This is a genomic window from Neobacillus canaveralius, assembly GCF_047237705.1.
Lineage (GTDB): Bacteria > Bacillota > Bacilli > Bacillales > Cytobacillaceae > Neobacillus > Neobacillus niacini_K.
In genome coordinates this window covers 3036472-3061746 of record NZ_JBDFLL010000001.1, presented here as the reverse complement: position 1 = coordinate 3061746, position 25275 = coordinate 3036472, and the positions used below count along the sequence as shown (strand labels likewise).

General features: G+C 36.9%; 22 protein-coding genes and 1 pseudogene. 12 read left to right on the top strand and 11 right to left on the bottom strand.

What is annotated here, in order from left to right; all coding sequences use genetic code 11:
- The first annotated feature begins 156 nt into the window (after positions 1-156).
- The 7 genes from ABC255_RS15305 (at position 157) to ABC255_RS15275 (ending at position 10442) form a co-directional block, all read left to right on the top strand.
- The gene (locus ABC255_RS15305; RefSeq protein ID WP_412994739.1) at positions 157-1896 is read left to right on the top strand and encodes a glycosyl hydrolase family 18 protein; all 1740 of its coding nucleotides are present in this window, start codon (positions 157-159) and stop codon (positions 1894-1896) included.
- Between the two features lie 239 nt (positions 1897-2135).
- Positions 2136-3431 (top strand): GGDEF domain-containing response regulator, encoded by a 1296-nt coding sequence (locus ABC255_RS15300; RefSeq protein ID WP_412994738.1) that lies wholly within the window; start codon positions 2136-2138, stop codon positions 3429-3431.
- A gap of 89 nt (positions 3432-3520) precedes the next feature.
- Positions 3521-4360, top strand: coding sequence for a sensor histidine kinase (locus tag ABC255_RS15295; protein ID WP_412994736.1), 840 nt, complete (start codon positions 3521-3523; stop codon positions 4358-4360).
- Positions 4361-4474: 114 nt separating this feature from the next.
- The gene (locus ABC255_RS15290) at positions 4475-4888 is read left to right on the top strand and encodes a CoA-binding protein (protein WP_412994735.1); all 414 of its coding nucleotides are present in this window, start codon (positions 4475-4477) and stop codon (positions 4886-4888) included.
- A 282-nt stretch (positions 4889-5170) separates the two neighbouring features.
- Entirely contained in the window at positions 5171-7150 is a 1980-nt protein-coding gene (gene parE / locus ABC255_RS15285; RefSeq protein WP_412994733.1) for a DNA topoisomerase IV subunit B, read from the top strand.
- A complete protein-coding gene (parC, locus tag ABC255_RS15280; RefSeq protein ID WP_412994731.1) occupies positions 7147-9585 on the top strand; it encodes a DNA topoisomerase IV subunit A in 2439 nt (812 codons plus the stop codon). The genes parE and parC overlap by 4 nt, the downstream gene beginning before the upstream one ends.
- Positions 9586-9680: 95 nt before the next feature.
- Complete coding sequence (locus tag ABC255_RS15275) at positions 9681-10442, top strand: hypothetical protein (RefSeq protein ID WP_412994729.1); 762 nt, start codon at positions 9681-9683, stop codon at positions 10440-10442.
- Between the two features lie 137 nt (positions 10443-10579).
- On the opposite strand, the gene xerS is transcribed toward ABC255_RS15275, so the two are convergent.
- The 3 genes from xerS to ABC255_RS15260 all read right to left on the bottom strand — a co-directional run bounded on the left by xerS (position 10580) and on the right by ABC255_RS15260 (position 14947).
- Positions 10580-11665 carry a tyrosine recombinase XerS gene (gene xerS, locus ABC255_RS15270; RefSeq protein WP_412994727.1) on the bottom strand — a complete coding sequence of 362 codons (1086 nt, stop codon included), beginning with the start codon at positions 11663-11665 and terminating at the stop codon, positions 10580-10582.
- A gap of 379 nt (positions 11666-12044) precedes the next feature.
- Positions 12045-14303: a PxKF domain-containing protein gene (locus ABC255_RS15265; protein WP_412994726.1), complete on the bottom strand. Its 2259-nt coding sequence runs from the start codon at positions 14301-14303 to the stop codon at positions 12045-12047.
- A 254-nt stretch (positions 14304-14557) separates the two neighbouring features.
- Positions 14558-14947 (bottom strand): cupredoxin domain-containing protein, encoded by a 390-nt coding sequence (locus tag ABC255_RS15260; RefSeq protein WP_412994724.1) that lies wholly within the window; start codon positions 14945-14947, stop codon positions 14558-14560.
- Between the two features lie 146 nt (positions 14948-15093).
- Here ABC255_RS15260 and ABC255_RS15255 point away from each other — a divergent pair, with 146 nt between their 5' ends.
- Entirely contained in the window at positions 15094-15399 is a 306-nt protein-coding gene (locus ABC255_RS15255) for a hypothetical protein (protein ID WP_335531127.1), read from the top strand.
- Between the two features lie 37 nt (positions 15400-15436).
- Positions 15437-15521 (top strand): annotated as a pseudogene (locus ABC255_RS15250).
- 19 nt (positions 15522-15540) lie between these two features.
- Here ABC255_RS15250 and ABC255_RS15245 read toward each other — a convergent pair.
- Both ABC255_RS15245 and ABC255_RS15240 read right to left on the bottom strand, forming a co-directional pair.
- Positions 15541-16545, bottom strand: a complete 1005-nt coding sequence (locus tag ABC255_RS15245; protein ID WP_412994722.1) for an LLM class flavin-dependent oxidoreductase — start codon at positions 16543-16545, stop codon at positions 15541-15543.
- Positions 16546-16565: 20 nt separating this feature from the next.
- Positions 16566-16850 carry a DUF3219 family protein gene (locus ABC255_RS15240; RefSeq protein WP_412994720.1) on the bottom strand — a complete coding sequence of 95 codons (285 nt, stop codon included), beginning with the start codon at positions 16848-16850 and terminating at the stop codon, positions 16566-16568.
- 134 nt (positions 16851-16984) lie between these two features.
- Here ABC255_RS15240 and ABC255_RS15235 point away from each other — a divergent pair, with 134 nt between their 5' ends.
- Positions 16985-17245 (top strand): DUF2533 family protein, encoded by a 261-nt coding sequence (locus ABC255_RS15235; RefSeq protein ID WP_412994719.1) that lies wholly within the window; start codon positions 16985-16987, stop codon positions 17243-17245.
- Positions 17246-17310: 65 nt separating this feature from the next.
- On the opposite strand, the gene yiaA is transcribed toward ABC255_RS15235, so the two are convergent.
- The 4 genes from yiaA to ABC255_RS15215 all read right to left on the bottom strand — a co-directional run bounded on the left by yiaA (position 17311) and on the right by ABC255_RS15215 (position 21574).
- A complete protein-coding gene (gene yiaA / locus ABC255_RS15230; RefSeq protein WP_412994717.1) occupies positions 17311-17781 on the bottom strand; it encodes an inner membrane protein YiaA in 471 nt (156 codons plus the stop codon).
- Between the two features lie 168 nt (positions 17782-17949).
- Entirely contained in the window at positions 17950-19047 is a 1098-nt protein-coding gene (locus ABC255_RS15225; protein WP_412994715.1) for a Ger(x)C family spore germination protein, read from the bottom strand.
- Positions 19040-20119, bottom strand: coding sequence for a GerAB/ArcD/ProY family transporter (locus ABC255_RS15220; RefSeq protein WP_412994713.1), 1080 nt, complete (start codon positions 20117-20119; stop codon positions 19040-19042). The genes ABC255_RS15225 and ABC255_RS15220 overlap by 8 nt, the downstream gene beginning before the upstream one ends.
- A 6-nt stretch (positions 20120-20125) precedes the next feature.
- Positions 20126-21574 (bottom strand): spore germination protein, encoded by a 1449-nt coding sequence (locus ABC255_RS15215; protein ID WP_412994711.1) that lies wholly within the window; start codon positions 21572-21574, stop codon positions 20126-20128.
- A gap of 119 nt (positions 21575-21693) precedes the next feature.
- On the opposite strand from ABC255_RS15215, the gene ABC255_RS15210 reads away from it, so the two are divergent.
- Both ABC255_RS15210 and ABC255_RS15205 read left to right on the top strand, forming a co-directional pair.
- On the top strand, positions 21694-22530 hold the full coding sequence (locus ABC255_RS15210; RefSeq protein ID WP_412994709.1) for a DUF2935 domain-containing protein: 837 nt from the start codon (positions 21694-21696) through the stop codon (positions 22528-22530).
- A 79-nt stretch (positions 22531-22609) separates the two neighbouring features.
- Entirely contained in the window at positions 22610-22975 is a 366-nt protein-coding gene (locus tag ABC255_RS15205) for a carboxymuconolactone decarboxylase family protein (protein ID WP_335536221.1), read from the top strand.
- 51 nt (positions 22976-23026) lie between these two features.
- Here the strand turns inward: ABC255_RS15205 and ABC255_RS15200 are convergent, their stop codons facing one another.
- Together ABC255_RS15200 and ABC255_RS15195 are read right to left on the bottom strand one after the other, a co-directional pair.
- The gene (locus ABC255_RS15200; protein WP_412994708.1) at positions 23027-24211 is read right to left on the bottom strand and encodes a DHH family phosphoesterase; all 1185 of its coding nucleotides are present in this window, start codon (positions 24209-24211) and stop codon (positions 23027-23029) included.
- 98 nt (positions 24212-24309) lie between these two features.
- Entirely contained in the window at positions 24310-25221 is a 912-nt protein-coding gene (locus ABC255_RS15195; RefSeq protein ID WP_412994707.1) for a CBASS cGAMP-activated phospholipase, read from the bottom strand.
- Positions 25222-25275: the final 54 nt, after the last annotated feature.

Genomic DNA, 25275 nt, shown 5'->3' with positions numbered 1-25275 from the left:
AACGAATTCTCCTTCTATAAATAGTGCATGTCCTGTTATTTTACCATGTATTGGTGAAAAAACACTACTCCTGCTTTTAACTAATTCAAAAAGTACTTAAAAATACCTTCTCAATTTTTCGTTGATACCGTACGATAGAAGTGAGGAGGAAAAAGAATGGCACATATTGAATACCAGAAAAAGAAAGCATTATCACCAAAATGGATCTTAGGAGGATTGATGATTGCAACTCTATTGATTGCATCTTCTATTCTTTTTTTATTATATCCGTTTGCCTCTAAAGAAAGAGCAACCTATTTTACCGAAAAAAATCCGATCCTTTTCGAAGGAAGTCAGCGGGGAAATGCACTAATTGAAGGCAATTCTATCTTTCTTCCACTTTCATTTATGCAGGAGAACATAGATGACAGCATTATTTATGATGAAAAATCAAAGTCTATCATTATTACGACTGCAGAAAAAGTCATCCAAATGCCCACTGATTCCTTAACCTTCTTTGTTAATCAACAGCCGGTGGAGCTTCAAGTATCACCGATTATCTCTAAAGAGGGTCAAATATTTGTGGCAATCGACCCGCTGCTCTCATACTACCCGATTCAGTATACGGTATTAAAGGAAACCGGAGCACTTTGGATTCAGAAAAACGGGGACCACTATACGCAAGGTGAAATCATTGCTGAAGATGTTCACCCGGAAAACCTACGTTTACGAACGCAGCCTTCTCTAAAAGCACCGTATACCGCGGAAATGTCTAAAAAAGAGACTGTAATGATTGAGGCCGAGGAAAAGGGTTTTTATTTAGTTAGGAAAGAAAATGGAGTAAGTGGATTCATCAACAAGAAATATGTTGATAAAAACAATGAGGTTACCATTACAATCTCACAGAAAAATGAAACAGTAGCGATTCCAAAAATTAATGGACCAATTCAGTTAACGTGGGAAGCCGTATACACGAAGAATCCAGATCATACCCAAATACCGGATATGATGGGGGTTAATGTTGTATCACCAACTTGGTTCTCATTGACTGGGAATGACGGGACAATAAGTAACTTAGCGTCCTTAGATTATAGTAAATGGGCACAATCCAAGGGTTATCAAGTATGGGGATTGTTCTCAAATTCGTTTGATCCGGTGCTTACACATGAAGCGTTAAAAGACTTTGAAACACGTCAAAAGATCATTGTCCAGCTGCTGCATTTTAGTCAAATGTATCAATTGCAAGGGATAAACTTTGATATTGAAAATGTCTATCCCGCAGATGGACCACTTGTCACTCAATTGCTGCGGGAGGCAACACCGTATTTGCATGAAGCAGGGTTAGTTGTTTCAATGGACATTACGTTTTATGCAGGTGAAAACAATAATTGGTCATCCTTCTATGAAAGAGATAAACTTGCAGGCATTGTGGATTACCTCATTATTATGGCATATGATGAACATCCAGGATCGTCTCCTGTTGCTGGCAGTGTTTCAAGTCTTCCATGGGTTGAGACGAACCTGCAAAACTTGTTAAAAGAAGTACCAAAAGAAAAGTTAATACTAGGTGTCCCTTTATATTCAAGGTTGTGGAAGGAACAAGTGAAGGAAGATGGTACAACAGAGGTTTCCTCACAATCTATATCGATGGCAAAGGTAAAAGAATGGCTTGTAGAAAAAGGGATTCAGACTGTGTATGATGAGGCTAGCGGCCAAAATTATGCGGAATATTATGCAGTAGAAGAAAATTCCACCTATAAAGTATGGATTGAGGATGAATTATCGTTAACGAAACGAGCAAATCTGGCAGCCAATTATCAGCTGGCAGGTATGGCTTCTTGGTCCAGAGTCTTTGGAGATCAGACCGCGTGGACTGCGATGACCATAGACCCTAATAAAGCTGTAACACAGAAATAGACCACAAAAATGGTCTATTTTTTGCTTTTTTTAAATTAATATTCTGTCTAAGTTAAGAACAATTAGAGTCAATTTTATTACAAATATATGGAGAATTTTCAAACCATTTAGTTATCGATTGATGTGATTGTTTACAGGAAATATAATTTAACTATAACATTGAATAACATTAGGTAGGCCGGCCGAGTGGTCGGTTTTGTCATATACAATTTTAAGTAGGATGAAAGAGGTGAAAGATCATGGCCATTACAGTACCACAAAATCACAATTATCAATACCAAGATGTAAAGGTCTTATATGTAGAAGATGAGGTGTTTTCACGCGAAAAATTATTACGGATCTTAAATCGCCGTTTTTCAGATGTCCATGTTGCGATAGACGGTGAAGAAGGCTTTCAGCTTTATCAACAGCACCATCCTGACTTGATCATTTTAGATATTAAAGTTATGAGCGGTTTAGACATCATTAAAAACATCCGGAAGCATAATGAAAAAGTTCAAATTATTGTTACCACAGCACATGATGATAACGATATCTTTATCCAGTGTATTGAACATACCGTCAATCATTTTATTTTAAAACCGATCGATTTAGATCGATTTTTACTTGCAATTCAAAAATCAGTCCAGCAAATTCTGCAGGAAAAGGGATTATTGAAACAAAACCAGTTAACAAAGGCACTCTTAGATACACAGGATCATTTATTATTCATTGAGGACCACGGACATATTGTAGAGTTTAATCAAGCATTTGCTACCTTTACAGGTATAGAAAAGAAGAAGGGATTACATAAATCTAACCTTGTTGCTGAATTATTTGTTGAAGATCCAAATTATTTTTATCCTAAGAACAAAGGAAAATGGATAGAAGAATTTCTTCAGACAGAGAAAAAGTATGCAAAGGTCATGTGGAAAGGTCAAAAAGACAAACAAGGGATATATTTAATGAAAGGCACTCAAATTCCAGGTAAAAAACAGATCTTATTTGTCTGTACAGAAATTAGTTTGTTAGAAGAAGAGTATAAAAAGAATGAAATTCTATCCATGATGGACCCATTAACACGCAGTTTAAATCGGAAAAAGTTCGAGGAGCTGCTTGCAAGTGAGATAAGTCGGTCAGAACGATATAACCATCCTTTTTCTATTATTCTCATGGATATTGATTATTTTAATAATGTAAATGATTATTCTGGCCATAAAAAGGGGGATGAAGTGCTCGTTACAATATCAACCATTGTTCAACAAAGGATTCGTGAATCAGATGTGTTGGCACGTTGGAGCGGGGATGCATTTATTCTTTTAACACCTGAAACCAACAGCCCTGGAGCGATGGTGCTTTCTGAATCCATCCGTGCCTTAATTAATACATTTGTCTTTCCAAAAATAGGTTCCGTAACCTGCAGTTTTGGAGTTGCAGAATTTTCGGCTGGCAAATCGAAAATAGAGCTCATTTCTGAGGTTGAACAAGCATTATCTAAATCAAAAATTAAGGGAAGAAACTGCGTAACTTTTTATAACAGTTCAATAGGTGAATAATAGTGCTGGGTATATATATTTCAATTCTTTCAGTAGGATTAATATTCATTTCTTTTGTTATAAGCTATATTATTTTGCGTCATGTGTTAATGAAAAAGCAAAAGGAAAATGAAGAGAACTACAGGGAAATGGCAGAAAAATATGAGGTTGTAGTAAGAAACTTAGAAAGCAGAGTCGAGGAAGAAGCAGCGAAGAATCTTCAGAAGGATCATTACCTTCTTCAACATTCTAGGTTTGCATCGATGGGTGAAATGATCTCAAGCATTGGATATCAGTGGCAGCAGCCGCTCAATAGCCTCTCCCTCTTAATCCAAGACGTCCGTGAAGCCCTACAATATGGCGAAATAAATGATCAATATATTGACACTTTCACCAAAGAAGGCATGACTGAAATTAATTATATGTCAGGTACAATCAATGATTTCCGGAAATTCTATCAACCGACTAAACAGAAATGCACCTTTTCTATATCAGATTGTATTGAAAAAGCACTATCGATTTGTTCCTATAGCCTTAAGAATCATGACATTCATGTTGAGTTTGAATACCGAGAAGAGCATATGGCTTATGGATGTCCAAATGAATACAGTCAAGCTGTTTTAACGATCCTAGCAGACGCACGCAATGCATTTATATCAAGCAAAGTTAAAAAGAGAATATTAGATATTAAGATAGCGACAGAAGGCAGCTGTTTAGTTGTTGATTTTAAAGATAATGCTGGTGTCATTGATCCGTTATTGCTTTCAAGAGTTTACGAACTCAATCTCAACACAATAAATAGTAATACTTCGGGGATTGGGTTATATATGGCGAAAATAATGATAGAAAATATGGATGGAAGTGTTGCTGTTAAAAATACTGGGGACGGAGCGCAGTTTCGCCTTTCAGTGCCAAAGGCTGCTTCCAGGGACATTCCATCACCTGTCTGAAGTTTAATCACCAATGCTCCCGCTACACGGGAGCTATTTTTTTTTACAAATAATTGAGTTATGTTATAGTGAAGGTGGATAGTAAAATTAAGGAAATAAAGGGAGTGTTTGTTCATGGCAGTTGAAAATCCATCCTTAGAAGAAATCGGAGCTATATTAAAAAAAGCTAAACGTATTGCTGTTGTGGGGTTAAGTGACAAACCTGACAGAACTTCGTATATGGTTTCAGAAGTTATGCAAAAAGCAGGTTATGAGATTATTCCGGTGAATCCAGTTGTTGATGAAGTGCTTGGAGTGAAAGCGGTTGCTTCGTTAAAGGACATCGAAGGACATATTGATATCGTAAATGTTTTCCGCCGATCAGAACAATTGTTCGATGTCGCGAAGGAATTTGACGAAGTCGACGCCGATGTTTTTTGGGCACAGCAAGGCTTAGTAAATGAAGAAGCATATAAGTTTTTGAAGGAAAAAGAATATACCGTGATCATGGATCTTTGTATTAAAGTGGCACATGCGTTAACAAAATAAAGTATTTACGAAAGAAAAGCTGCTATCATTTGGCAGTTTTTTTTCATTTTTTTACTAAAAATACTGTTACAAAAATATGTTGTTTCAAATAAGACATTTGCCAAATCGAAATAAATCGCTAAAATAAAGCATAGACGCCGCAAACATGTGATACAATTAAGAGCGGCAAACATTCGTTCTAAATAATGGAAATAACTTTTTTACACGAATGAATAAACTTACTCATAAAGATAGCAATTAACAGATGTTTTTTCTTTTGCAGGGAATGAAAGGGGTATTTTAGTGGCAAGTAATCAGAAAGCTTTTGAATATAATGATGATGCCATACAGGTACTAGAGGGACTGGAGGCCGTCAGGAAGCGACCAGGAATGTACATCGGGAGCACTGATACACGCGGATTACACCATCTTGTATATGAGATTGTCGACAACTCTGTCGATGAGGCTCTAGGTGGATTTGGGGACCAAATCATTGTAAAAATTCACAAAGATAATTCAATAAGCGTCATGGATAAAGGACGCGGAATGCCTACTGGCATGCATAAAATGGGAAAACCAACTCCAGAAATCATACTAACTGTCCTCCATGCTGGAGGGAAATTCGGTCAAGGCGGATATAAAACCAGCGGTGGCTTGCACGGTGTAGGTGCCTCTGTCGTTAATGCCTTATCTGAATGGTTAACGGTAACGATAAAGAGAGATGGTTTTGTTTATGAACAACGGTTTGAAAATGGTGGTAAACCGGTTACGACCTTGGAGAAGATTGGGAAAACCAATCAAACAGGGACGACGATTCACTTTAAACCGGACCCGACGATCTTTTCTACCACCACCTATAATTTTGAAACATTATGTGAGAGGTTACGAGAGTCAGCGTTTCTTCTAAAAGGACTAAAGATAGAAATCATTGATGATCGTAATGATTTTCATGAGGTTTTTCATTATGAAAATGGTATTGAAGCCTTTGTTTCTTACTTAAATGAAGAAAAAGATGTCCTTCATCCCGTCGTTAGCTTTGAGGGAAGCCATAATGGCATTGAAGTGGAATTTGCCTTTCAATTTAATGATGGCTATTCAGAGAACATGCTTTCATTTGTAAACAATGTCCGGACGAAAGACGGCGGAACACATGAAGTAGGTTCAAAAACAGCTATGACTCGTGTTTTTAATGATTACGCACGAAAAGTTTCATTGTTGAAAGAAAAGGAAAAAAATCTTGAAGGTGCGGATATTCGTGAAGGATTATCTGCGATTATCTCTATCCGGGTTCCTGAGCAATTATTACAATTCGAGGGTCAGACCAAGGGTAAACTTGGTACGAGTGAAGCGAGGTCTGCAGTAGATGCAGTCGTTTCTGAACACCTGACTTACTTTCTTGAAGAAAATCCAGACATTAGCGCGTTATTGATTAAAAAGTCGATTAAAGCGTACCAAGCCCGTGAAGCAGCACGGAAAGCAAGGGAGGACGCTAGAAGTGGAAAGAAACGAAAGCGTTCTGATGCTCTTTTATCAGGGAAGCTTACACCTGCTCAATCAAGAAATCCGCAAAGAAATGAGATTTACTTGGTAGAGGGTGACTCAGCTGGCGGTTCTGCCAAACAAGGGCGCGACCGGCGCTTTCAGGCCGTACTTCCACTGCGTGGTAAAGTAATCAATACGGAAAAAGCGAAGCTGGCGGATATTTTTAAAAATGAAGAAATCAATACAATTATTCATACCGTTGGTGCTGGTGTAGGCTCTGATTTTAATCTAGAAGATGTAAATTACGATAAGGTCATTATTATGACGGATGCCGATACAGATGGTGCACATATCCAAGTGTTGCTGCTTACCTTTTTCTATCGTTATATGAAACCGCTAATTGAAGCAGGTAAAGTGTTTATCGCACTGCCTCCTTTGTATAAAGTAAGTAGGGGTACCGGTAAAAAGGAAATCATTGAATATGCCTGGAATGATGATGAACTTCAGGGTGCCATTAAAAAAGTTGGCAGAGGCTATATGATTCAGCGTTATAAAGGTCTTGGCGAGATGAATGCAGACCAGCTTTGGGATACGACGATGAATCCAGAAACACGGACATTAATACGTGTAAAAATAGATGACGCAGCAAGAGCAGAGCGACGTATCACTACTCTTATGGGTGACAAAGTTGACCCACGCCGTAAATGGATTGAAAGCAATGTGGCGTTTGGGTTGGAAGAAGATGATACGATCCTTGAAAATGAAAATATTATGGTCGCCCAGGAGGAATCTGAAGAATGAGCACAAATGAGAAATTCCGTGACTTACCTCTAGAGGATGTACTTGGCGATCGTTTTGGCAGATATAGTAAATACATCATTCAAGAACGTGCCTTACCCGATGCGAGAGATGGCTTAAAACCAGTACAACGAAGAATTCTGTTTGCCATGCATGTTGAGGGTAATACCCATGATAAGGGATTCCGAAAATCAGCGAAAACAGTTGGTAACGTTATTGGTAACTATCACCCGCACGGTGATTCCTCTGTTTATGATGCGATGGTGCGGATGAGCCAGGACTGGAAGGTAAGAAATGTCCTCGTTGAAATGCATGGAAACAACGGAAGTATGGATGGTGATCCTCCAGCAGCGATGCGTTATACAGAGGCACGCATATCTGCAATTTCTGCAGAATTACTTCGTGATATTGAAAAACAAACAGTCGATTTTATTCCTAACTTCGATGATACTTCAAAGGAACCAACTGTATTACCAGCTATGTTCCCAAACCTGCTGGTAAACGGCTCAACAGGTATATCGGCAGGTTACGCAACCGATATCCCACCGCATAATCTCGGTGAAGTGATTGACGGAGTCATCATGCGAATGGACAATCCTGACGTTTCAGTTGATGAATTAATGACGGTGATTAAAGGTCCTGATTTTCCAACTGGTGGTATTATTCAAGGCGTTGATGGTATTAAAAAGGCCTATGAAACTGGGAAAGGGAAGATCATTGTTCGCAGTAAAGCGGATATCGAAGATCTACGAGGCGGCAAGCAGCAAATTGTCGTGACCGAAATCCCTTATGAAGTCAATAAAGCGAATCTTGTGAAGAAGATCGATGAATTCCGTTACGATCGCAAAGTCGAGGGAATATCAGAGGTTCGTGATGAAACAGATCGAACTGGGTTGCGAATTGTCATTGAATTAAAGAAAGATGCGGACGCAAATGGTGTCTTAAACTATCTATATAAAAATAGTGATTTGCAGGTAGCATACAATTTTAATATGGTGGCTATTGCTAAAAAACGCCCTAAATTATTAGGTATACGTGAACTACTTGATGCTTATATTGAGCACCAAAAAGAAGTTGTTCTTAGAAGAACAAAATTTGAGCTAGACAAAGCAAAGGAACGTCAGCATATCGTTGAAGGGTTGATGAAAGCATTATCCATCCTTGATGAAGTGATCGCGACCATCCGTGCTTCAAAAGATAAACGTGATGCAAAGGATAATTTAATTGCTAAGTTTGCGTTTACTGAAGCACAAGCGGAAGCTATTGTTTCTTTACAGCTCTACCGCTTAACGAATACCGATATCACCGCTTTACAAAAGGAAGCAGAAGAATTGGCTAGTAAAATTGAAGAATGGACTTCGATTTTATTAAGTGAGAAGAAACTTCTATCTGTCATAAAAAAGGAATTAAGAGACGTCAAAAAACGGTTTGCTGATCCTCGCCGTTCAAAAATAGAAGCAGAAATTGAAGAATTGAAAATTAATCTTGAAGTAACGGTCCCTAGTGAGGATGTCATTGTAACCATTACAAGAGAAGGTTATGTCAAACGAACTAGCCTACGGTCTTATGCTGCTTCAAATGGCCAAGACTTAGCCATGAAGGACTCAGACCGTATACTGGCACAGCTTGATGTGAACACCAAGGACGTAGTTCTCCTGTTTACCAATAAAGGGAATTACTTATACTGTCCTGTTCATGAACTGCCTGATATACGCTGGAAGGATCTAGGGCAGCATGTTGCGAATATCATTCCAATTGACCGCGATGAAGATATTATTCAAGCGATCCCAGTGAAAGACTTTGAGATTGATGCTTATCTCGTATTTGTCACTAGAAATGGAATGGTAAAGAAAACAGAACTTAAGCAGTATAAAGCACAGCGCTATTCGAAGCCATTAGTGGGTGTAAATCTTAAGGATGATGATCAAGTAGTTGATGTACATCTTACAGATGGAACGAAAGAATTGTTCTTAATTTCAAATTTCGGCTATGCATTATGGTTCCATGAAGAAGAAATTAGTATTGTTGGTGTTCGAGCAGCTGGTGTAAAAGGTGTAAATTTGAAGGATGGAGACTTTGTTGTTGGCGGTAAAATTATTACTCCAGACAGTAAAGAAACCATAGTGATTACCACACAACGGGGTTCTATTAAGAGAATGAAACAGAAAGAATTCGAAAAAGCAACACGAGCTAAACGCGGAGTTGTCATTCTAAGAGAGCTGAAAGCCAATCCTCATCGTATAGTAGGCTTTGCAGTTGCGAATGACGATGATACTATCTTCATTCAAACGGAAAAGGGGCACATCGAAACAGTCGTAACATCAGAAATCCGCTTAAATGACCGATATTCTAACGGTTCTTTTATCCTTGATGAAAACGATAATGGAAAAGTAACAACCATTTGGAAGGTAGAAGGAACACCTAAAGCAGAAGAATAAAATGATTATCAAGACTCCCTAAATATTGGGAGTCTTTTTCATGTTTTTACCAAAATTGGGCATACTACGTGTATCAGATTTTGGAGGGGAAAAGAATGAAAAGAGAATTACTACTAGTTGCTGCTGCATTTTTTCTCATGTCCGTTACTGCGATTACCGGTGTTCACGCCTTCGATGAAAAAGCGAAAACGGTGACGATTTCAACACATGAATCGGATATCACTGGAGATGGTATCAATGAAAGTATTCAGTTAAAAGGGGTCCCATATGAAGACGAAGAGGGCTATTTAAAAGAGATTTATATTGACATATCTACCACTGATGAAAAACAGTATAAAATCCCACTGGATAGCGGGTCTAAAGCGTCATTAAAGCTGGTAGATCTCAACCAGGATGGCGTAAAAGACATATTCTCAAATGTATTAACAGGGGGAAGCGGTGGCATTACCCTAAATTATTTATATACACTGAAGGATTTTATAAAAAAAGAATTGGTTGTTCCTGAACCATTAGAAATTGCCAGTACTTTTGAAAATGGCTATAAAGCGAAGATAACCATTGGTCAAACAGGGAAAACCTATATGTTTGACTTAAAGGATCGAAAGAAATATTACAAAAAACTAGGACTTTATTATAAAGGGAGGTTAAACGAGCCAACCGAATTAACAGTGAATTCATTTCAATCTCTGAAGCCAGTTAAGTTAACAACTGGTGAGATGGTGTTAAAAGGGGTACAAAGAATTACTGGGATTGCAAATGCTGATACAATCGCGTTTGTGGAGTCTACATGGAAATATGGTGACCGTAAATGGAATTTGAATAACACAAGCGTTCACACTAGCAAAAAAAGCAGGTAGAAATGAAAAATTTTTGATTCTGTCTCATTTTCTTAAGTATACTTGTCTTTTGAGATACAAGATAAATTTGTTTTCATAATAATATTATGTAAACTGATAAAAAAGAAAAAGTCAGCAGGTGATTCTGCTGACTTTCATTATGATTCCTCTTTTGGCATATCCATTTTATCTACAGCTATTTTTAAATCATCATTCTTTATATGTGTATAAATCATAGTCGTTTGAATCGATGAATGACCTAATTGTCGTCGTAATTTTGGTACATCATTAATCTCTGCATGGTATCTGGTTGCAAAGGAATGTCTTAGTTTATGCACGGATAATGATGGCTTTCCAAACGCTGTAGCGTATTTTTCAATCAGATATTCAACAGCTCGAGCTTTTAGTCTTTGTGATGTTACTTTTGGACCGGTTGGGCCACCAACAAATAATGCCTTTTCATTTTTATCAACGTTATATTTGGAGGCTCTTACAGCTAAAAATTCTTGCAAATCTGCCATGGCCACCTGGCTAAAATATACGAATTGTTCTTTATTTCCTTTACGGATAACGCGCACACAATACTTGCTAAAATCAATATCGTCTAAATCAATCCCCACCAACTCCGAAAGCCGGAGGCCCGATCCTAGAATTAACGATACAATTGCTGTATCACGTTCTCTATTTAATTGATAAAAGTTATACAACCGCTTGTTTTCTTTGTTTAATTCACCATAATCATTGGCAATAAATAAGCGGAATTTCTCATATTCATCACCAAGCAGAATTTTTCCTTCCATTTTTGTTGCTTTCGTTTCCATACTATCTTTGACTTCATTAAATTCAATTTTAGCCATTACATTTCGAGTAATATATGGTTTAAAATCAGAAGTTTCGGCAATATTTTGTAAGTAATTGAACAGTGATTTCAAAGCGGATAATTTCCGATTAATAGTAAGTTCTTTATTATTTAATTGATAGTGAAGAAAGTTTAAAAAGCCATCAACCTCTATAACCGTTAATTGCTCCAAACGCTCTATTGGGATATCTTTGATGTTGCCATCCCATAGTTGTTCGCTGACCATCCAATTGAAAAAGATTTTATAGTCATGGCAGTAATTAAAAAGTGATGCCGTGGAAAGCTTTCGTAATTTATGATTTATGTATTCATCAACATACCAGGGTAATTCTTGAAGTAAGGACTGGAGTTTTATATAATTTGTTTGATTTGTCTTATTTACCATTTAAACACCTCGCTATTATATTTTAGCTTTTTATCTTAATTGCGTCAAATTTATATTTTACGCAGTTTATAATCAGATAAAGATTTACCATAATTCTAGCTCTAATTGTTCATTAAACTCCCCCTTCTCCCAACTTCACCTGAATTCAAGAAACTGATCTATTGTATTATTTTTGCTACCGTATATTTTAAAGAAATAATATATGAACTTCTTCTTAAGGGTATGCCGGCAATTTCATCGTGTTTTTGTTCTATGGTTGAGACAGAATGTAACATGTTCTAAATAAAAGATGAATAGTCGACGGGTTAACATTTATATAAAAGAGGCCAGCACCAAAAAATTACACTTTTGGTGCTAGCCTCTTTTTATTTTTAACTGCTTATTTTAAGAATATTTGAAAAGTATAAATGGTACGGTCACCCACATCAACTCTTATTTTGTATTTACCTACTGACATTGACTTCGTGTTAAGATTAAAAATATATTGATTTTCAGTAGAATTATAGCGGAATTGATGATCTTCTACCGCTGCACTTGTAGATAATCCATTAGAGTCTTCCACATAGATCTTAGCAGTTGCTAAAGGAAGGTAGCTACCTGTTTTATCTGTTAACTGGAACTTAACTGGTAGTGTACTACCTGCCTTGTAACTGGCAGATCCATCCGTTTTTAGAGGTGCAAGAATTCCACTCGATTGAATCGTTTCGCTGGAAGCAACTATCGGTAAATTAGACTCCCCTTCGCTGTTAACAGCCGTTACTTTGTAATAAGAAGTACCTAAAGGTGCAGTACGATCAGTAAACTCTGGGATGGTAGAAGATCCAACCTTCGTATATTCGCCATTTTCAGTTGATGAACGATAAATATTGTAGTTTTCTACACCTAGTATTGGAATCCAGCTTACATCTATATCGGCACGATTGTTTACCGAAGCCTTTATCCCGGCAGGAACAAGGTTTTTAATGGTTAAATCGTATCTTCTGGAATCATATCTGCTAAAGTTGTAGTTTCTGAAATCTGGCATGCGTGTTACACCAGAAATATGCTCCCTTAAATTGCTGGTACCATTAGAGTAAATATATACAGCAAGTTCTCCTGTAAGGTTATAAACAATTAACTCATCCCTAGAATCTCCACTCATGTCTGCTACCATTACTTGCTCTTTTGCATCCGTATGTCCGTTAAAGGTAACAATCGGATTAAAGTATCCATCATATAGTTTTGGTACAATTCCATTCGGATTGTCTGCATCTATCCCTCTTCTATATGTCGTGATCAGTGGTGTATAACTTCCTGTCCAGTTGTCTAGAGGACGTACGATACTTCCCCAATCTCCTTTAGCACGTTGTTCATGGTATAAAGTTTCGCCATTTGAAGTAAACAGGAACATTCCATCCTGACCTGGATTCCCTCTGTTGACTCTATCTAGTCCTGCAAGCTCCAGGCCAGGAGAGTCTACACGGTACTCACCTACTAATATTTGTTGTGGCTCTACTGTATCCCCATTTCTAAATAGTTGGTTACCCTCAAAGTCGAAAGCATAAGTATCGGAACCACCAAGAATGATTTCCTGTTTTCCATCACCGTTTATATCGGCTACCCAGTGAGTATCAACATGATCCGGTAAATTCTTTCTCCAGATCTCTTTCCCATCGTGAGAAATTAAGGAATAGTTGTTCACTAGTTCATCTCTTCCATCCCCGTCAAAGTCATAAGGTAGCAAGCTATGACCAGTGTTTCCTGGATAATACCATAGTTGGTTAAAATCCTTATCCATCGCCCAAATCTTTGAATATCTATCCTTCAATAAGATGTCTTGTGGCGTTTTGTTACCTGAGAAATTTGCGATAAAAATAGCATCATGCGCTCTTTGATCTGGAAGTTTATGCTTTTTCTCTATCTCACCTGTCTTCCCGTCAAAAATGTAAAAATACTTTTCTGTATCTTCAGCTAGTTGCATGACGGTCAATACCTCATTTTCACCATCAGCGTCAATATCATAAATCTGAGCAGGCTCATCGGCTCCGCTCGTTGTCACTCTCGGATCAACCGTTCCTTGCTGCCACAATAAGTTCCCTTCAATATCATACGCTGCCAAATGTCCTACATATCGAGGGTTCCGAGCATCATCTCTAACTAAGGCAGGCTGCACCATTAAAATATCTTGACGGCCGTCTCCGTTCATGTCACCAATACGCATCCTATTTCCTGTGCCTGCTGCGCTAATATCAATTTTGCTAATTAGGTTAGGAAAGGACCATTGTGTCATACCTAAAACCTCTGCAGATCGGTCCCCTTCTCCTGCAGCACTTACTGCTGAAACCTTATATAAATAACTAGAATCGCTTTCAACACTTTCATCAGTAAAATTGGTCGTTTGTGAGTTACCAATCAATTTATAATCCTTATAACCTAATTGTGTTCGATAAATATTAAAACTTTCAGCCCCGTTTACTGCTTGCCACTTTAATGAAATAGACGTTTGGGATACAGAAGGGATTTCTATTCCACTTGGGGCGGATAGGGCTGAAGTATGTACTTCAGTTTCAGCAAACACAGGTTGTTTTAATGGAACAAATTCAGCTATCATTGATAGTGATAGAACAGTAGCAAGTATCGTTTTAGATTTTTTAAACATGGTTTTCCCCCAGACTGAAAATAATATTAGGCAAAGAAAAGGAATGTTAACGTTAACATTTTTAGATAAAAAGAGAACTTAAACTACCTTCAAAGATGTTTGACCATCGATTCACCTCTCTTGCGTTAATCTGAAATCGCTTACACATTAAATTGTATTTATTTTCTGAAAACTATTGTAGTAAAAATACAGTTATCTTTGTTTAAAAAACAGAGTTACCCATAACAAAAGCAAGGCCTGATTGGCCCTGCTTGTTATTTAACTATTACTTTTCCAACCATTCCTTCATTGAAATGGTACCGGCATATCAGTTCATATGTACCTGGCTTTTCCGGTTTCACGGTAATGGTTTTTTCTTTTCCTGGCTGGACTTCAGCATCAATTCCAAGCTCTTTCACTGTGAAGGTGTGTTCTTTCTTACCTACGTTTTTCAATAACAACGTTGTCGTACTTCCATTGGGAATAGTGATAACTTTTGGATTAAAGTAATCATCGTTCAACTGGACCTCAATCGCTTTCACCGTCTCCATAGGATGTGTCGCAACACGGGATTCGGCAAATACGCCGAGTGAGCCTGATGTTGTCACAATCACAATCATTGCAAGCAAAACCATTAATCCTGATAACCACTTTTTTACAGACATTCGCAATTCCTCCTTTTCTAATCACTATTTTTCACCAATCCATTAAATATTATCAATGTAAATTGAGTCAATCTTCTCAAATTCATTCTGTGAATCATGTAAATCCGATATAATAAATTTATTATGCCTTTAAAGGAGTTTTCTTAATGGATCAAAAACAGTTAGAAGAAAAAATTATTCAGAACTATCAAGGCGAGGAAAAAATGATGATCCTCGTATTTGCTCAATGGTGTATTAACCAAGATTTAAATCCTGAGGAATTGTATTTGCGTGCCTATCCCAATCAGGCGGCGAACGAGGCATTAAAAGAAGCAATGGAATTAGTCGTACCTAAAGACGAGGCTGGAGAAATTGGTGATGAAACACTTCTTGGTGTTTTATCATTGTTTGGCAATGATGATTTAGCATTTGTTGTGACTGAGGAAATTGCTAAATTGAAACCAAGAAAATGAATGAATAATATTTGCTATTAAAACCAAAATAAAAACAGGGCTTGTAGCTCAATTATAGAGCGACCGACAGTTTCAAACGTAAACTGTTGTGTATTTTGTGGGTGCGAGTCCCACTAAGCCCTGTATCTATTCTCCCTCCTTCTAACATTCAGTATTATGTAAAATCTCTTCTGCAATCAATTTATAAGATTGAATTTTATCTGCCGGTGAATATGTGATGGTTACAATCATAATTTCATCTGCGTTATATCGGACCTGCAGATTCTCTATTCTCTTTTTTACTTGTTGAGGATTACCGATGATCATACTTTCCTTCATCTCATTTAATAGAGTTTTATCATTTTGAAGATAATCCTTCGCTTCTTGGATGGAAGGAACACCTCTCTGCCCTTCTCCTCTTTTTCTTTGAAGCCCCCATACGAGTGAACTTAAAGCCACATCTTCAGCTTTTTCTGATGTTTCTGCACAAATAACTGACACTGTAACAATTACTTGTGGAACTTCATTTGGTTTCCTTGGTTGAAAATAATGTCTGTATTGCTCAATAATAGCAGCACCATCTTGGTCACTCATGAACTGTCCAAATGCGTACGCAAGTCCGTTTTCTGCAGCGAGTATGGCACTTTTTTTACTTGTACCAAGCAGCCAAGGCATTGGTGGAACTGATGGGATCGGTGATGCTGACACTTTCGCATGCGGATGTTCAGGCGGCAAAGTATTGTCTATAAAATACAGTAGATCTTTTACTGATTTCGGCATATTCCACACCTGCTGTAAAAAGTTATCAGATAAAGCATTGGTTGCTTCTGCTGAACCACCTGGAGCTCTTCCAATCCCAACATCGACTCTATCAGGAAATAGGGTAGCCAGCATATTGTATACCTCGGCAACTTTATATGGTTTATAATGCGGTAATAATACTGCCCCTGAGCCGATCCTAATGTGTTTTGTATTTGCTCCAATATAACCTAACATTACTTCCGGTGCCGGACATGCAAGTCCTGGTAAATCATGATGTTCCGCAATCCAAAATCGCGTATACCCTAAGTTTTCACCAGCTTTAGCTAACTCCATCGATGCCTTAAGTGCATCAGATGCACTCTGATTAGAAGATATGGGTGCTTGATCCAAAATGCTTAACCTCATTTCCCACTCCACCCTCCTTCCTATTCATTTACTTCCAGTAACTGTAACTTAAACTGTCCGACTTGACCTTTTATATATAAATTTGTAAATGATGTAGAGTATTGCTGAATACTTGCTCTAAATGATAAATCCCGCTCAGGAACTTTCACATCAAATGTACCGTTGTACAAAAGCGTTGTGATATCATGATAATCCTCACTGGTTACATTAAATTCGACTGAAATTTTATGTAAATGACCTTCTTTTTCTTCATCATACTTGTTAACTTTAATCGTGGTTTCATTTAAGTCAATTTCATTTACCATAGAAGCATCTCCTTTAATCGATATAAAAATAATAGCACTTACACCAATAAAAACAAAAATCTTGCTTACGTGCTTTGTCTCCTTCCTTTTAAATTATGTTATGATAAAAAAAGTTAATATGGAGGAGTGTAATCATGAGCGTACATAAAGACTTAATTAAACATGCGAAAAATCAAAATCAAAGTTACCAAGAGTTTAAAGCTTTAGACGAACTTCGTGAAAAATATATAGAAGAAGCTGTTAAGTTATGTAAACAAGGAAAACCTTTTACAACAGATAAAATTAATGAAGTCACTAATAAAATGAACAGAATTAATTTGCGAATCATCTCACTTAGAAAAAATGTTACCACTGAAATGGTTCAAGAATACGTAAATTCAATAATAAATAAATAATCCAATAACAAAAAAAACGACAGATTCTGTTTCTGTCGTTTTTACTTCAAAAGCTCAGCTAATACTCAATCTCGTTCTCTTGCCCTCTGTGTATCTCGAATATTCTTTTGAACCGTAATCGCTGCAAATAAACTAAGAACAAAAGACATCCCATAGAATCCCTTTTCGCTCAAATCAATACTGCCTGCATTGTATAAACCGATGCCCATTAATGAAATAGAGACGATTAGTGCCAGCCAGCTAATACCATAATAAATATTCGTAACCGGAATTCCCTCATCTTTATCTCTAACTGCTTTCTGTAAAGAAACCGCTGCATAGAGCCCGAATATTAAAACGGAAAAGTAATATCCTTTTTCATTTAATTGCATCTCTGCGTTAAACAAGCCTATGAAATAAGCCGTAACACCTACTAACAGTGCACCCCAGGAAGCCCCAATGAAAGCCGGAGTCGGTTCTCCCTCTTTCCTTACTGCTTTCAATTTAGGATCCTTTTGTTTGCCTTTATCTAATAAAACCTCATTTTCATTAGACATAGAATGTTCCCCTCCATCTTTTTCTCTATAAAAAAGAACACTGCAGATACACTGTAGTGCTCCCACCTCATTCTATTATATAGAAAATTCTTACAAATAATAGATGATTTTTTCTAAAGTTTTAAAATTTGAATACAGAAAACTGTACAGCTTCTACAGAAAACCACTCTACTTCCATTTTCCTGAACTGTTTATAATAATATTTGCCTCGATATTTATGTTCATATCCTGGTAAGATTGGTACTTATCTAATGCTTTCCATTCTTTATAGTTCATTTTATTACGTACATATCGATTAATACCAAGTGAGTCTACTTCGAGTTTCTGCAACTTTACGATAAGCTCCTTACCCTCCTGATTAATTTTCTTGGTAATAATATTTTCTATTTTTTTCTGAATTTTTGGATCTGAAATTTCTTCTTTCCCGGTATATTCAATTACATCCCCTATTAATTCTATATAGATTAAGGCTTTCTTTGAATTTTTTGATGTTGATTGAACATGAACTCGGTGTTTTCTAAGTTCATAATTAAGCATGATTGACACTATTTCATCCTCTCCTACGTCAATTTGCTCGACGAAAGTACCTTCATTCATCTCTTCTCGAAAAAGGAAAAGATATTTGGCTTCAGAAGGTTTAAGGATTTTGACAAGTTTGTCTTCATGGAATAAACCTATGCCATTATAGACAATGTTATTTTTTTCAACTTTAAAGACCGGCAGGATTGGATCTATTCCGTCATCAAAGTAGTCCCTTAGGAATTGATAAATATTATAATTTGTCCGTAAGTTTTCTCGATTTAATTTCGTTAAAAACTGCTCCAAATAAGTAGCGTTTTGCCCCTCGCTTTTAATTTGCAGCATTAAAACATCACTGGCTTTATCTTCTGCTAATGCCAATTTCGCTCTTGTCCCGATACTTGGATCACGAACTAACGATTGTATATATGGTAACATTCCTTGTTTCGCCACCTCTTGGCCATACAGAGAAACACGAACTTGCCCGCTTTCAAGTCTTAAGTTTGTCTTCAATCTTACTTTTTCCCTTGCCTCTTTACTTGATTTACCTTCAACTATAATCGTTTTTCTATCATAATTTCCATCCTTTGTAATGAATGGAAAGGTAACGGTTAACTTTAAGGGATTCTTTTCGTTATCCGTAACATCATAACCTACAGCGTTAATTAGCGCTAAATCATCGATGATTCTCTGCTCCGCACATCCACTCAGAACAAATATCATAATTATCACGATTACCTTAATCATTGGCTGGCTTCCTGTTCATTTTTCTCGTAAATAGAACAATAATTATTAATAGAATTGGTAATATAAAGGCAATTGCAGTAGCTGCATATGTAATATACTTTAACCATTGTTCAACATCCTTTATAACCTTTGGAATAAAGGAAACCAAAAAACTGATTATCAGAATCCCAATTAAGAGATAGTTTGATTTTATCTTTTTAAATTGATAGTGTAATAATTCTTTTGTCCCCCATAAATACATGACGGTCGTCATCAGCACCTTTAAACCAAAAATTGAAAAAGTAAAACTTTCTACGCGTTCAAGGACTGGAAAAGATATGTATCCCAGCAGCGTTACCACCGGGTACATTTCCCTTAACAATTGATCAAAGCTGAAAAAACCAAAACTGACGAAGGTCACACCCAAATAAACTATGGAGGTAATGGAATTCCCAACTATAAGCGATGTTAATTGTTTCCTCTCTATCAAATGGATAAATAAAATGGACAGTTCATAACCTAAAAGGGCTGTGAAAATAGACAATCCTCCTTGTGCCATGTCCGTATCACCTTTAAAAATAAACGGTGTAAGCCGAATAAAGCTAAATTCCGGAAGGTGGAAGGCTAATAGAAACACGGTCCAAATCGAAAAATAAAATAATACCACCGTTGATTTAGCAATTTGATAAAGGTCCTTTTTCAGAAGCAAATACGATAAAATGTAACCCATAGAGAAAAAGTAAAAAAGGGATGCGTTTTGGTAGAACAAGACTTTTAGGATCATTGAAAACTTAACCATCACAAATACCCCTAGCAGCATCCATACGACGGCAATAAATAAATTAACTGGCAATGTTATCCATTTAGGAAAAATAGATATGATTTCAAAGAAGGACTTCCCTTTGCTTATTTTATATACGAGCCAAATGAGAACTAGATTGATATTTACAATAAGAAAGACGAAGATAAGTCCAATCCAGCCGTTTGTCCCAAAGGCTTCTGCGACAAGCCTGGGTAAAGTAAATATTGTAACACCAGACTGAATTAAATAAACCAAAATCGAAGCTTGAAAGGGTGATAACTTTTCTTTCATTTGTGGTTAACCCCTTTCGGCTTTTTTCTTAATAGGTCCCCTTATTAATGAGTATTTGAAGAACTTTGGATACATCGGCGATATTGGCAGTAAGTAAGGTGAGTTTAAATTAGTCAGGCTGCTTAAATGGATAATTAATATCCCCATTCCAAAAACAATTCCAATATTACCCCAAAATCCAGTAAGGATGATAAATCCAAAACGCACAATTCTTATCGATCCACTTAATAAATAACTGGGTATCACAAATGACGCGATGGCAGAGGCTGCTACTACAATAATGAGAATATTGCTGGTAATCCCTGCCTGTACAGCGGCCTGCCCAATTACAATACCACCGACAATACCAATTGTTTGTCCAACTTTTGTTGGAAGCCTGGCTCCTGCTTCTCGCAGCAGCTCTAACAAAAATTCTAAAAAAAGTGCTTCAATTACAGGGGGAAATGGCACTTTACTGCGTGACTCCAGTAATGTCGGAAGTAATGCCTGAGGAATCATCTCATAGTGATAGGTAGTAACGGCTACATATAAGGCAGTAAACAACAAGGTAACTAAAATCGCAATATACCGCGTTACTTTGATGAATGTGCTGACAATCCATCTTTGCCCGAAATCATCCATGGATTCCATAAAGTCAAAAAAACTGACAGGTGTACAAAAGGCAAACGGACTGGTGTCCATTAGCCCTACGATTTTTCCCTCAAACAATTTATATACCGTTACGTCTGGTCTTTCTGTGGTATAAAACTGAGGAAATGGTGAATTTGGATGTTCATCTATAATTTGAACAAGCATATTCGTATCTGCAATCCCATCGTTATGAACCGATAAAATCCTTTTTTTAATTTCTTCTAAATCTTTATCTGAAGCAACACCTTCAATATATAGTAAATAAACAGTTCTTTTTGACGTTTTACCTACATGCAATTTTATCGTCTTGAGTTGGGAACTCATCACTCGTTTCCTTATAAGAGATAAATTTACATCAACAGATTCCACAAATGAATCATGTGAACCAAGAATGACCGTTTCTGATTCAGATTGAGAAATAGAACGACCCGTCCCCTCTTTAAAAGGGAGCTCATAGGTATTTTTTTCGGTAAAAATGATAGCACTTCCAGACAATATGGCATCTTCAATACTATTCATATCTGTAAGTACTTTAAATTCTGAATGATTTAAAAAAGGCTGTAACTCTTCTGGCATTATATTTCTAAGTTTTGATAAAAATTTTTCATAATAATCCTTATTAATCAGATAACCAAAGTAATAAATTTTTACTGTTAAATGCGGAAACTCTGTGACACTCAAATCAGAACTATTATTAAAACTGTCAACAAATTGCTGTAAAATAGATTCTCCGTTTAAATTTGGTTCTTCAGTGGAACTAAATCTATTACTTAATTGCCTCTGCAGTTTGAAATCCTTCAAAAAGCGATTGCGATCCTTCCGCATTCGCACCCGCCCCATCTTTTTCTTTTATTTTTTGCTAACAATGGTAATTTATACATTTAATATAAGGTTGAATAATAATTTGTATTAAGAAGGCAAATTGCGACTAAAGGAGGTTACCGGTGAAAAATCTAAATCCATTTTCTCCTTGGGAAGAGCATTATTTTTGGGTCAATATACTCTTGGATCATGCGATTTTTGTGCGGGATTATTTATCATCAGTCGAAGTAAACCTTGTGGAGGAAGCGGCAGTGTTTATTGGGAGATTCACAAAAGTAAGAAACAGACTAGAACAAATTCCAAAAACGAATCCGGTAAATTCACAGGCATTGGTTGAATTTTCAAAGCTATCTGCTCAAGTTTCCTTTGATTATTACCGCTTTGAAGGAAGAATCCTTAACCTGCAATTAAATAATAAAATTCTAATTAACATTACCCCAACATATTTTAATGGCACCTTAAATGAAAACGGGGAATATTTGCGGATACTGCAATATTTTATGAATGGAACAGATTATCCCCCACTTCCATTAGTTGATTTATTAGACCTTTGGTTAGAGGACCAGCTTGGTCATGCTTCATTATTAAATCGCGCACTTGATGGTGTCGAACTTATCCTTCACGAAAAAGTAAATACACTAAGTAAGCTATTCTCAGCACATATTTTAAAAAATGACGCAATTAAAGGGTATTTACGGTTTATGCCTCCTCATTTTCCTGTACAGATCGCCTTTGCACGTGAAGTTAGTGGAACGGTCCTTTCATTTAACCAATTGGTGGAGCATGTGATTAAGCTTTATAAAGGAAAAGAAGTTTTAAATGCGACAACGCTACGGTTCTTAGAACATCATTTTCCTGAGTCCTGTTATTTTTTAACGAAACTTAGTGCATTTGTGCCTGAAATGGAAAGACCCCCTTGCTCTTTAACATCCTATTTTAAAAACTACCACAACAACTAGTAATGTTGGTTAATCCATTCTTTGTTTGCTCATACTAATTTTGGATTCATGATTATTAGAAATGGAGTTGAACATAAGAATGGAATTTGAAGCAAGAAATTCTACCGAAGCTGCCTTACACGAGTACAAATCCGGGTTAGGTGTATTTACTCAAAAAATGCCAGAATTTGCTAAACACTTCAATGCATTTACTGAAGAGTGCTTTAAAGAAGGTGCTTTATCTCAACGAGAAAAGCAATTGATTGCATTAGGCATTAGCCTTTATACACAAGATGAATATTGTATTATTTATCATACTAAGGGATGTCTCGACCAAGGATGTTCTGAACAGGAAATCCTCGAAGCGGTTGGTGTTACGGCTGCATTTGGCGGAGGAGCCGCTATGAGTCAGGCAGTTACACTTGTTCAGGAATGCATTACGGATTTAAATCAACTAAAACAATAATTCCCTTTAAAAAACCACTACAGAACATTAGTTCGTTCTGTAGTGGTTTTTTCAGTGAATATGGTTTTTAACTTGTTTCATGATGTATTGAACAAAATCGTCGTCTTTTACTAACCAGACCTCATAATTTCTTTTCAAGTAGCTTTCCCCGTCTTCAAAATTGGCATAGGTTTGTTCCAAGCGTTTTTGCCCTTTGTGAATAGCCCATTCATGGACATTTACTTGATGAAGCAGGAAGTAATCTTCTCTTCTGCTTTTATACAATGTACCAAACTCCGAACCCTTAAGGTTATAACGATTTCGTCTCGCGTCCTCTGGAATCGGTTCTAGGTGAAAGGTTTCGGTTACAAAACTTTTATATGCTTCTTCGGTTAACGAACACCCCGAGGCCTTTGCATGCCCTCCTCCGCCATATTGTCCTGCTACTTCAGAAACATCAATATGATCGTGAATAGTTCGGAAACCCATCCGCTTGCCGCCAATATTTAAAATCGCTATATAATCAAGATGTGGATATTCTTTCCCTAATTCATTTCCCAATTCGGAGTGATAGGATTCAGCATAGACCACACCTGCAAAAAGACCATTCAGTTCAGTCTGTACCAGCTCGCGTCGTTTCCTGCGAATATAGCGGTCAATTTTATCTTCTTCCATGTCTAATATTTTCTTTTCAAATTCGTCAAAATGAAAATGTTCACTTGTCCGAAGACGATTGATCATTTTTTCTTCAAATTCGTCAATTGATACGAGAAAAAATAAAGCATTTAGACGCTGGGCATCCTGATTATTATTTTTTTCCCATTCCCACGTATCATATTGTCTAACCAGCTCAACAAATTGTGATATCGCTGATGACTCTTCCAATAACTGATTTGAAAGAAGATAGTGATACAATAAGGAGGTTGCAGAAGTCAATTTCCCTTCTTCATCTTCTACGACCACATGCCCCCACGGATAGTCATTGTAATGCAGCGCAGTTTTATGATGATCGATTAACTGTACTCTTCCACCAGCTTGATAAAACTCATTGATCCTCTGCTCATTTTTTTCATTTACAGACAAATCGGTAATAAATAAAAAAGTGTTTTTATCATCATTTTCGAAAAACCATTCTACTTCTCGATTTAAACCAGAAATGGAATTGTAACGAACCTTTACATCCTCCCCAAAGGCCAGCTTTGCTAGAATTCCACACCCGACACCATCTAAATCATTATGTGACAACAGTTTATACATGCTCTTCACCTCATAAAATAGTATCGTATCAAAAGGTTAAAAATATTGAATGTCACCAAACAAAAAAACCGCCGCTTCTAAAAGTGCGAGTTTTGTTCCTAACTTTCTATAAAAGAAAGAATTTCATCTTTCTGTTTTAAAAAAACACTTCTTCCTAATTCACTAAGTATATCCATATATTTCACTTCATCGAACGGTACTTCCTCCCCTAAATCTTCATTTATTCGAAGATATTTCTTTTTAAGAAGAAGCTGGCAATGATAAGAGACGGATTCTGAAGATAAGTGAAGTGCCAAATCGAGAAGCTTTGGAGTGACCTTCATCGAAGGTAAATGGAACGGGAGCCATTGATTGATTCCCCAATATTTATCATTCTTGTTTGTAAAATCAATATTCTGTAATCCCGTACCAATGGATAATATGTTGATTTCCTTCATACTTTTTTGGAAGAAATGAATCGCTTCTGTCAGACAGACTAATGAAGGATTATTCGCCCAAAGCCCGCCATCAATAGATAAGTATTGATCCCCTATTTTATTAGGAGGAAAATAGACAGGTGCCGAGCAGGAGGAAAGGACTGCATCCCATACTTTTATAGATAGATCATCACAATCAGGATGACCATAGTTGGACCGGTGAGTAAACGGTTTTCCATGAGTAATGTCGACAGCAGGAATAAGCAGCGGCTTAGTTATATCCTGTAGTGTCACTTCACCAAACGCTTGTTTTAGCAGGTGTCTTAGCGCCCGGTCACTATACACACTCTTAAATAGCCCCACCTTTGCCTGCCTGGTAAAGATCTTTCCGCCAAAATACTTATAGCTCTCATATATCTCTTTCATGTTTTTATTTAGTGAAACAGAGGCAGCGATGATTGACCCAGTACTGGTGCCAGCAACTACATCAAACAAATCACCAACAGGTTGACCTACTTCTTCTTCTAATGCTTTTAGTATGGCAATGGCAAAAATTCCTCGTATTCCACCGCCATCTATACATAGTAATTTCATTCTATTTCACCTATATTAACCTTCTTTTTAACTAAGTGTGCCCCAGCTTCTCTA